Source organism: Wohlfahrtiimonas larvae, from assembly GCF_002006755.1.
In the GTDB taxonomy this organism is placed as follows: domain Bacteria; phylum Pseudomonadota; class Gammaproteobacteria; order Cardiobacteriales; family Wohlfahrtiimonadaceae; genus Wohlfahrtiimonas; species Wohlfahrtiimonas larvae.
This window is the reverse complement of sequence record NZ_MVDO01000217.1, coordinates 1-9,572: the sequence shown is the minus strand read 5'-3', so window position 1 is coordinate 9,572 and position 9,572 is coordinate 1. Positions and strand designations below refer to the sequence as shown.

Annotated in this window: 15 protein-coding genes; 1 reads left to right on the top strand and 14 read right to left on the bottom strand. The window is 39.7% G+C overall.

The genetic code is table 11. The features are described from left to right. Positions 1-110 precede the first annotated feature (110 nt). Genes BZK14_RS11295 through BZK14_RS11245 form a run of 13 tightly spaced genes read right to left on the bottom strand, consistent with a single transcriptional unit; the run spans position 111 to position 6,438 of the window. Entirely contained in the window at positions 111-308 is a 198-nt protein-coding gene (locus BZK14_RS11295; RefSeq protein ID WP_077926578.1) for an Acb2/Tad1 domain-containing protein, read from the bottom strand. A gap of 26 nt (positions 309-334) precedes the next feature. Further along, on the bottom strand, positions 335-535 hold the full coding sequence (locus BZK14_RS11290) for a hypothetical protein (RefSeq protein WP_077926577.1): 201 nt from the start codon (positions 533-535) through the stop codon (positions 335-337). Further along, positions 528-1,058, bottom strand: a complete 531-nt coding sequence (locus BZK14_RS11285; protein WP_077926576.1) for a glycoside hydrolase family 108 protein — start codon at positions 1,056-1,058, stop codon at positions 528-530. The genes BZK14_RS11290 and BZK14_RS11285 overlap by 8 nt, the downstream gene beginning before the upstream one ends. A gap of 54 nt (positions 1,059-1,112) precedes the next feature. Beyond that, positions 1,113-1,352: a hypothetical protein gene (locus BZK14_RS13130; RefSeq protein WP_143691462.1), complete on the bottom strand. Its 240-nt coding sequence runs from the start codon at positions 1,350-1,352 to the stop codon at positions 1,113-1,115. Beyond that, positions 1,327-1,473 (bottom strand): hypothetical protein, encoded by a 147-nt coding sequence (locus tag BZK14_RS13375; RefSeq protein ID WP_171973714.1) that lies wholly within the window; start codon positions 1,471-1,473, stop codon positions 1,327-1,329. Before BZK14_RS13375 ends, BZK14_RS13130 begins: the two co-directional genes overlap by 26 nt. Positions 1,474-1,480: 7 nt before the next feature. Next, positions 1,481-1,930, bottom strand: a complete 450-nt coding sequence (locus BZK14_RS11280; RefSeq protein WP_077926575.1) for a hypothetical protein — start codon at positions 1,928-1,930, stop codon at positions 1,481-1,483. Next, the gene (locus BZK14_RS11275) at positions 1,930-2,373 is read right to left on the bottom strand and encodes a gp16 family protein (RefSeq protein ID WP_245831333.1); all 444 of its coding nucleotides are present in this window, start codon (positions 2,371-2,373) and stop codon (positions 1,930-1,932) included. Before BZK14_RS11275 ends, BZK14_RS11280 begins: the two co-directional genes overlap by 1 nt. Positions 2,374-2,385: 12 nt before the next feature. Further along, positions 2,386-2,904 carry a host-nuclease inhibitor Gam family protein gene (locus BZK14_RS11270; RefSeq protein WP_077926574.1) on the bottom strand — a complete coding sequence of 173 codons (519 nt, stop codon included), beginning with the start codon at positions 2,902-2,904 and terminating at the stop codon, positions 2,386-2,388. Further along, the gene (locus tag BZK14_RS11265; RefSeq protein ID WP_077926573.1) at positions 2,897-3,127 is read right to left on the bottom strand and encodes a hypothetical protein; all 231 of its coding nucleotides are present in this window, start codon (positions 3,125-3,127) and stop codon (positions 2,897-2,899) included. The genes BZK14_RS11270 and BZK14_RS11265 overlap by 8 nt, the downstream gene beginning before the upstream one ends. Before the next feature lie 2 nt (positions 3,128-3,129). Beyond that, positions 3,130-3,315, bottom strand: coding sequence for a hypothetical protein (locus BZK14_RS11260; RefSeq protein ID WP_077926572.1), 186 nt, complete (start codon positions 3,313-3,315; stop codon positions 3,130-3,132). A gap of 13 nt (positions 3,316-3,328) precedes the next feature. After that, positions 3,329-4,204, bottom strand: a complete 876-nt coding sequence (locus tag BZK14_RS11255) for an AAA family ATPase (RefSeq protein ID WP_077926571.1) — start codon at positions 4,202-4,204, stop codon at positions 3,329-3,331. 2 nt (positions 4,205-4,206) lie between these two features. Further along, positions 4,207-6,165 carry a Mu transposase C-terminal domain-containing protein gene (locus tag BZK14_RS11250; RefSeq protein ID WP_077926570.1) on the bottom strand — a complete coding sequence of 653 codons (1,959 nt, stop codon included), beginning with the start codon at positions 6,163-6,165 and terminating at the stop codon, positions 4,207-4,209. Positions 6,166-6,177: 12 nt separating this feature from the next. After that, positions 6,178-6,438 (bottom strand): helix-turn-helix domain-containing protein, encoded by a 261-nt coding sequence (locus BZK14_RS11245; protein ID WP_077926569.1) that lies wholly within the window; start codon positions 6,436-6,438, stop codon positions 6,178-6,180. A gap of 173 nt (positions 6,439-6,611) precedes the next feature. Here BZK14_RS11245 and BZK14_RS11240 point away from each other — a divergent pair, with 173 nt between their 5' ends. Next, positions 6,612-7,391, top strand: a complete 780-nt coding sequence (locus tag BZK14_RS11240; protein ID WP_077926568.1) for an XRE family transcriptional regulator — start codon at positions 6,612-6,614, stop codon at positions 7,389-7,391. 172 nt (positions 7,392-7,563) lie between these two features. Here the strand turns inward: BZK14_RS11240 and BZK14_RS13370 are convergent. Continuing rightward, on the bottom strand, positions 7,564-9,572 hold a 2,009-nt coding region (locus BZK14_RS13370; protein ID WP_171973713.1), incomplete at its 5' end, for an Ig-like domain-containing protein.

Sequence of the window (9,572 nt, the reverse complement as noted above, 5' to 3'; positions counted from 1 at the left end):
AAAGTTAGTGGTGCTATAGCGACCATCATCATTCGATAGAATTTCTTTTAGGATTTTCATTATTCACCTTTGAGATTAGCTACCTCCTTTACAAGAGATAGCTTAATAATTTAATGATTTTCAAATGTGGATTTAACTGCCATCATTGTTGCTTGCTCAATACCTGTAATTGCAATGGCTTTACGTCGACCGTCTTTACCATGCTCTTCAATCAAATCAACAAGCTCCGCTGCTTTTTTTTTAATCAAATCTATGTGACTTGAATTTTCACTATTAAATGTTCCGATTATTTCTTTACCTTTATTCATAACATCTCCTTAATTAATAAAAATAACTACTGACAAATACGTTGCATTCTTGTGTTGCGTTCGAGTTTTTCCATCATGACTGCTTTGGAGTCAGTTTTGAGCGCTATTTCAGGCTTCCAACCAATACATTCGTTTGGAATAGCTTCTTGCGTTGGTGCAGTTGGTTTGCATGCAGCCACTAACGTGATGACAAAGATCAGCCCAATGGTTTTGATGATATTATTCATATTTTTCAGCCTCCAATTCCCAATCCAAATTGGATAGTTTTAATAAGCGATTGCGCCAGCCTTTGCCAAATGTTGAATAATTGGCAAGAGTGGAATAGAAATACATGCGATTGATGCCAAAGAGATAAATGATCTCTTTTTCTGTGTGTTGGCTGATGGCATTGACGGTATCTACACCTAATAAACCATCGGCTTTTAAGCCCAATGCTTCTTGCAGGATTTTGACAGCGCGACTGTAACCGCTATTGATGGAGCAATCGAACAAGTGGAAAGCTAAGTGATGTTTAATGTGGTTAGAAACTTTGCCTTTCCAAAACTCTTCGTAATAGATATCAATGGCTTCATCCATTGAAAGGTGTTTCATATCGCCTTTATAACCATGTGTACGGGCTAAGCGCTCGGTGATGCCGTGCATGGTTTTGCCACCTGTATCGGCTTTGTGATCACTGAAACCACCTTCGATATTGTCGATGATGATCTGAATATAAAACAGAAATTGTGGGGGATACGTTTTGACAGCCATAAAAAAACCTCGTAATCATTGCTATTACGAGGTAGTCTAAAAAAATTCTATGGCTTACAGCAGTTGATGGGCTTCAGGATTAAAGATTGCGTTATAAGCTTGATGTTCTTGTTGAAAAGTTGCTCGGCTGATTGAACTCAATTTCTTGCCGTTTTGATCAAAAAACAGAATGCCTTTGTCATGAAACTCTATCCGATCCACTTGCATATAAATGGAGCGAATCGCAGGCATAATGTGGCAGATATCATTTAAGCTTCTTCTAAATGCTTTATCCTGGCGTGTGACACATTTCATATTTTTCTCTCTCCAATTCAACCAATGATGCGATGGCTTCCATTAAATCAATCTGACAACAATTTTTGAGTGCTTCTTCTGTTTCATGTGCTTTGCCACAAACTTCACATTCAAAATGCATAATCACCTCAGAACAAACGATCTTGAACAACTTGCGCTAATTTCTTCTCAACTTTGTTGTTCTTCATGATGTAAAAAGCACTGCGATATGTGATCCCAAATTGTGGACATAATGCAAACAGTGCTTGGTCTTGTGATGCTTTATGCTCAATCACATAATCATTCACTGCTTGAACAAATTGATCATTACGCAATTTACGCAAAGCATAATCACAACGAGGTAAATACAAACGCTCACCACGGAAATGCTCAATCAATTTAAATGCGGAAGCTTCACCAATCACATCCACTAAATAACTGATGGCATTACCACAATGACGAACTTTAGGAATCAATAATGGATTGCCACCATATTTGCGCACCAGTTTGATTGTGTCGACAATACCAATCACATCTAAAATGTTCTTGGCGGTTTCAGGCAGATAAGCTTCATAATCTGCTAATTGATCGTAATCCATTACGCCTCCTTCTTTTTCTTTTGTCGATCTGCGTAGATCTGCAATGCAGCCACAACAGAGTGACATTGTTCATACGTTAACCATTCAAGCTTATCGACACCAAATTGACGTTTAGCGATAGCATGGGCATAGTTCCAAGGTAGATTGTTATCTAACAACAATGCTTCGATTTTACTGATCATGGCTGTGAGTTCTTTTCTTGGTTTTGGTTTGCGTTGCTTTGTATTGGACTTCACAACAAAGCCTTGTTTCACTAATTCATCAATCACTTGATCCAACTCTTTTAGGTTCAATTTTGCAGCACTACTTTTACCAGTCACACGAGTGAGAAGCGCACGATAAACATCATCTTCAAGACTCAATTGACTTTGAGCGATCTTAATTTGTGCGATCTTCTTTTTGCGAATAACTTCAATTTCTGCTTGAGTTAGCTTTTTCATCATGCGCTCCTTCAACTAAACGCCTGCTTCTTGTTCAAATGGGGTAATGGCAAAATCTTCAATGCCTGATTTGATGGTGATGCCAGGAATCGTTTTGGCATCTTCAGGTTCGTTGAGCATTGCTTCTTTGTTCACTTCCACTTTAGTGCGTAAAAAGCGCTGATATTTGCTGTCTTGTAACCACTCAATCACAGCATCCATACCTTTCACTGAGATACTTGGTGGGCGTTGACGCCATTCAACTTTGCCTGTGACCAAGTTGGCACTCTTAACTTTGCCTGAATTAGTCAAGTCATCACGATTCGCTTCACACCAACTTTGAACGCCTTTAGTTAAAAGCTCTAATCGCACTTTGTTTACTTCAAACTTAGGTGCATATTCGTTAGTAATTTCTGCAATACGGTCGTTCATTTCAGTTTCTAAACGCTCATTTTTACGACTGATATCGCCAATCTCACGGATATCGTTTTGTACTTCTTCTTTTGACTGTGGTACATACACAGTTGCGGCTGCTTTAATACGTTTCTTAGCCATTGTCTTTCTCCTTGCTATTAACAAATTCGTCATTAGACATAAGTGTTACCACTAGAGCTCTACCATCACCTAGACCCATTGCTGCTTGATTGATACTTAAACCATCAAAACAACCTGAGATGGAGGATAGATAACAATTTAATAATTCTTCAATATCTTCTTTATTAGATGATTTATCGACAGATATCAGAAATTCCACAAACTTCTCTTTGATTGTTGCCATGACTACTTATCCTTTTTGGTTAATAATGCGATGTTGCAAGCAAATGCTTTTGTGTTCCAAAACTGTTTAATCAATTGATCTGTGGCTTGTTCAGCCTTATCCAAATAGAACTGCTTGAGTTTTTCCAATACTTCTTTAGTTTCTGAATAGAAGCAATTGGCGAGGTTGTGAGCTGTTGACGATTTCATAAATCACTCCTTATTAGTGAATTAACATGGTTGCGAATTGCTGGATCATCTCTTCGTTGATCTTGCATTTATTGATTTTGGATAAGCGAATAGCACCGCGTAATAACTTGTTCAGGCGACGAGCATTTGCACCGCAGGCCTTGAATAATGTTTCGTTGAACTCTTCTGTGCCAAGGGTTGAAGTTGCAAGTGCGTAAATGTCTTGTTCATCCAACTTGTCACCCAATGTGTAGTGGAAGCCCACACGAGAATAGAGCTGTACGTGCTGGCTGCGTTTACCTTTTAAGTTCATCAATAAACGCGGTAAGCCTGCCAACACCAAACCAACTTCCGCCTTGTCATGGATGCGGCGCAATGTTTCCAATGCTTTGTAAGGCAATAACTCAGCTTCATCGATCATGATCAAACGTTTGGATACTTTTAATTTAGTGACAATCACTTCAGTCATGGTGTGCAGTGAACCACGATCATCTACGCCTAACTTTTGACACAACTCTTTCAATAAAACTTTAGGGGTATAACTTGGCTCAGTTTCAATCAAGATCACATCCACATTTCTGCGTGCATATTCTTTCAAGGTTTGTGTTTTGCCTAAACCTGCACCGCCTGTGATCAATACGATGTCATCCTCAACATGGGCATAACGGATCATATCCATTGCTTTCTTAGATTTAGGTGTTTCCACATAACTAAAATTGCTTTTATCCAATATTTTTTCACGCTTGCGTTCGATCAATTGCTTGATTTTGATCTCTAGCTTTGGCACATCACCAGCATAAGCACCTTTTAAATATTGGTTCACTTGCGCAGGCGATACTTCTAATTGATCAGCCACTTGGCGTTGAGTGAGGTTGTGCTCATCCATGTGAGTTTTTAATAGTTCGATCATGATTACTCCGCTTGTTTCAATTGTTTTCTGTCAAATTCTTCTTTCTCACTTTCATAAAAGAAGATCGTGTTTTTAGGCTGCTCAATGGCAACAGGTGGCTCATCAAATAGGGATGCAAAGTTAGGATTCACATCAATCACAACGCCTTTGTGTTCCGCTTCGATCTCTGCAATTTTCGCTTGTGCTAAACGTAAGCGGCTATTTCTACGGTCATCACGCAATTTATCCACATATGCCACAGGGAATGCTGCGCGTTTGTTGCCATCAAATTGCGCATCACAGATGTATGTGCCATCCATCGCGCGAACGATCACGCTGTTTGCATTGTGAATATCAAAGCTCACACGAACTTCATCGCCATCGTGATCCGCTAAATCCATGCTGAAATAATCGTTATTGAAGAGAGAAACCAAGCCACGTTGTACTTTGCGAATTTCTTGCGGTCTGAATAAATCACGTAACTCTTCAGCATTTAAGAATGTGATATCCGTTTCAGCTAACTGTTGTTGGCGTGCTTCACTTGGTGTCATACCTAATTCACGATGAATATGTTCATTGTTGTATTCAGTGATCGCTTGCTCACATACATCAATGAATTGCGCCCAAGAAGGCAAACCGCTCAATGCTTTGGCTTGCTGTGGTATCAATTCTTTACCTTGATATTCAGCATTAGCAGCGCTGTTGAGTAACACTAAAGTTTTACGCACAGCCTCTCTATCTGAATCCTTAGTGAAACAAGTTGGGAATTGACGCGCCACTTTGTGTGCCAATGTTTTGTTTAAGCGTTCAATCACACCACGGCCTTGCGGATTGCCTGCGATACCTGTTTGATGATCCACACCTAAACGTGCAAACATACCTGTGATATCAGCATCCAAAAGATTAGCTGTTTGGCCAGCACCATTATCCGAGTAGTAGATCAATGGTAAGCCGTGGTTCTCAACACCATTTCTGAAGGCATCTGCAACTGCTAATGTGTTTTCAGCCAATGATACTGACCAACCCACGATATAACGGCTAGATGCATCAATGATCATGGTTAATTCAGGTGTGAATGGACGGCCATGCAAAGGATGACGCACTTTAGCTTTCAAACTTGTACCATCGCCCACCCATACAGCATTTGCACCCAAAACGCCCCAATCACGCTTCACGTATGGCAACATTGCTTTGCGCTCTGAACCTGTCACACGGCCACGAGATACATCCAACTTAGACATTTTCTCTAATGCACGGCGCACTTTGTGAACACTCGGATAATCAATGTTATTGCGTTTACAGATTGCTTTGAATTCATCATAAGCCTCAGCAACACTGATACGATTTGGGCGCTGATACACTTTCAAGAATGCACCTAACCAAGGCAATTCTTCAGGCTGTTTTTCAACACGTACCGCAGGTGCTAATGCTTGTAATCGTTCTGCGGCTGTGTCACATTTAGCTGCATCTGCAATCCAACGCATAATCGTGCGTTCAGACACAATACGATCAGAATTAGCACGTGCATTGGCTATATAAACCAACTGCAACAATGACTCATCCAATGTTTTATTTTTAGCACTTGAGATCAATGTACGAATCGCTTTCTGACGAGTTGTCACTTGTTCCATTTTTGCAATGTGATGCAAGATTGCTAAACGAGCATCTGCGATCTCACGTTGCTTGTCATTCAAGTTATCGAGCTTTTGAGTTTCGTGTAATACCAACTCATTAGAAGCTGTAGCAACTTCACGACGCGGTTCGATGACTAATGATGCGAGAACGTGTTCACGAATTGCTTGCTGGATCTCAACTGGCATGGATGCCACTTCGTATTCCAAACCACCACCACGGCCTTTGCGTGGACGAGATGACCATTTTTCATTTTCTGCTCTCAACATTATTCCTTGAACTGTTGTTGGCAATCCAACAATGTTTAATCTTTTGAGTTCAATAGTTGAGTAAAAAGTCTTTAGTTCCATAAAGGCACCACTTTAAACTTTAGAGTTTTTATTATTTCGTTGTTGACTTCTTAATGGCCATATCTCTTCAACTGAAAGACCAATAGCATCAGAAATAATACGTTCTGCTTTAGGGTAATTAGGATTGTGAAATACTTGATTTAAAGTACTGCCATACTTGATGCCATGCATTTTTGCTAGGCTTGTCATTGTAAATCCTGCCTTTTTAATAGCAGCTTTAATATCCTCTGGATGCATATCTTGGACAGAACAATGATTTGCATGTATGATCATCTCTTACCTCATTTGAGTTATTAATTTGTTTAACTGTTATGAACTATAATAACTCTAAAGTTTATATTGTCAACTTTAAAGTTGAGATATATTTAAACTTTAAAGTTAAATTGCTGAGGCAATTCAACTTAAATGATGTAATTGATTGAATTATATTATTATTAGGTGTGAATATGACAAACTTTAAAGTTGATGAAAAACTTGAAAGTTTAAACTCTGAACTTTCAAGTGATGAATTAAGTAGTGAAGGGTTTACTCGGCGATTAAATTATTTAGCTTCTAGGCATGATACAGTTACATCGTTAGCTGAAAGTGCAGGCATTTCTATTTCAGGAATACAAAGGCTATTAAAAGGTGGTAATCCAACACTACCTGTATTATTGAAATTAGCGAAACACAACAATGTTAGTGTTGAATGGCTTGCAACAGGCAATGGGTCTATTGACGATGTTGTTGATCAAAATACCCCAGTAATCGCGGTATATGATAATGCTGGCAATCAGGTTGATTTAAACGAGTTTACCTTTATCCCTAGATATAATGTTAGTGCCAGTGCTGGGCATGGCTGTGCCATCAATGAGGAAAGCTACCTATTCTCAATGGCATATAGAACTTATTGGATTAAGAAATATTTAGAAGTTAACCCTAAAGACCTTATTGCGTTGACTGCTAAAGGTGATTCAATGACAGGTGTTATTGATGATAGGGATGTGATGTTAGTAGATACGGCAAATAAAACATTATCTGATGGCATTTATGTTCTTAGAATTGATGGTGATTTGCTTGTTAAAAGAGCTCAGAAGCTCCCAAATTCAATTATAGAGATATCTAGTGCGAATCCTGTTTATCGACCATTCCAAATCGATATGAAGATGCCACCAGATGATTTTGAAGTAATTGGTGCTGTTGTTCATACAGAACCAGGAACCTTGTTTAGATATCGTAAGAATTAAACATGTTTAAACAGTGATTAAAGACTGATTAAACTCTGCCAAACTTTTTGCAAAAACTTATTAAAATAAATCATTTTATGACAAAGAGAATTTCAGGCAGAAATCTGTGAGATTGCCCATTGCTATCGAATGCTTTGGGCTTTTTTCTTTTGCAAATCCTCTGCCAAATAAATCAGTCCCCCACAATACTACCGGATACATCTAATACAACCGCAACATTATGATCCTGCCCTGCAACAAAATTAGTATGTAAACCGCCTTGATCACCAATCAAAACATTATTGCTATCATCTGGCCCTGTAATGGTATCATCACCATTGCCTTCCACAAGAAGAGTATAAGTAGGTGTTTTATCTACAATCGAAGTTTTACCTTCATTACCTACATGATCCGTCACTTTTAATTCAGGTTCAATACCTTTTGGAATCTTACCTTCTATCTTAACTTCACCAGTGATTGGATCTGGCTTGCCTACTAACGGTTCACCTGTCTTAACATCTAAAATAGGATTACCATCTTTATCCACAATCTCAACTTTTGTCACATCCTTAGGATCAACCGTTGTGGTGATTGTGCTGTCACCATCTAAATCTGTCACGATTTCAGGTTTGCCTGCATCCACTTTCGTGTCCACTATCACTTCATATGTGTTCGATGTCACTGGACGACCCAACGCATCTTTCGCAACAGCTGTGATTGTCACTTTACCATCTGCCAAAACTTCAGTTAATTCAGGTAATGACCATTTACCGTCTTCAACAGTTGCTGTTTTAGTCAACACTTGACCTTCAGCATCCGTAATCGTCACTTCAACAGTCTTAGCATTCGTCGCTGTACCACTGATCACTGGTGTGTTGTCATCTGTCGCTTTGCCTGATTCAACGTTACCTTGGATTGAACCTTCGTTATCATCATAACCTGTGACTTCAACGGTTGCTTTCGGTGTTTGATCTACAATCGGTACTTGTTTCTCATTACCAACGTTATCCGTCACTTTCAACTCAGGCATTACATCTGTTGGCACTTTACCTGTGATGATGACTTGACCTTTATCATCCGGACCTTTCACTACTAAACCTGGGATCGGTTGTTTTGTCGTAGGATCAATCACTTCAACTTTTGTCACATCCTCAGGATCAACCGTTGTGGTGATTGTGCTGTCACCATCTAAATCTGTCACGATTTCAGGTTTGCCTGCATCCACTTTTGTGTCCACTGTCACTTCATATGTGTTCGATGTCACTGGACGACCCAACGCATCTTTCGCAACAGCTGTGATCGTCACTTTACCATCTGCCAAAACTTCAGTTAATTCAGGTAATGACCATTTACCGTCTTCAACAGTTGCTGTTTTAGTCAACACTTGACCTTCAGCATCCGTAATCGTCACTTCAACAGTCTTAGCATTCGTCGCTGTACCACTGATCACTGGTGTGTTGTCATCTGTCGCTTTGCCTGATTCAACGTTACCTTGGATTGAACCTTCGTTATCATCATAACCTGTGACTTCAACGGTTGCTTTCGGTGTTTGATCTACAATCGGTACTTGTTTCTCATTACCAACGTTATCCGTCACTTTCAACTCAGGCATTACATCTGTTGGCACTTTACCTGTGATGATGACTTGACCTTTATCATCCGGACCTTTCACTACTAAACCTGGGATCGGTTGTTTTGTCGTAGGATCAATCACTTCAACTTTTGTCACATCCTCAGGATCAACCGTTGTGGTGATTGTGCTGTCACCATCTAAATCTGTCACGATTTCAGGTTTGCCTGCATCCACTTTTGTGTCCACTGTCACTTCATATGTGTTCGATGTCACTGGACGACCCAACGCATCTTTCGCAACAGCTGTGATCGTCACTTTACCATCTGCCAAAACTTCAGTTAATTCAGGTAATGACCATTTACCGTCTTCAACAGTTGCTGTTTTAGTCAACACTTGACCTTCAGCATCCGTAATCGTCACTTCAACAGTCTTAGCATTCGTTGCTGTACCACTGATCACAGGTTTATTATCATCTGTTGCTTCGCCTGATTTAACGTTACCCACGATCTTGCCAACATTGTCCTCATAACCTGTTACTGTCACTGTTGGTGTAATTGATTGTTCTGTAGGAACCTCAGGATATGTTGTATTTTTATCGCCACCATTATCGCTCGCCACTGCTGCTATAG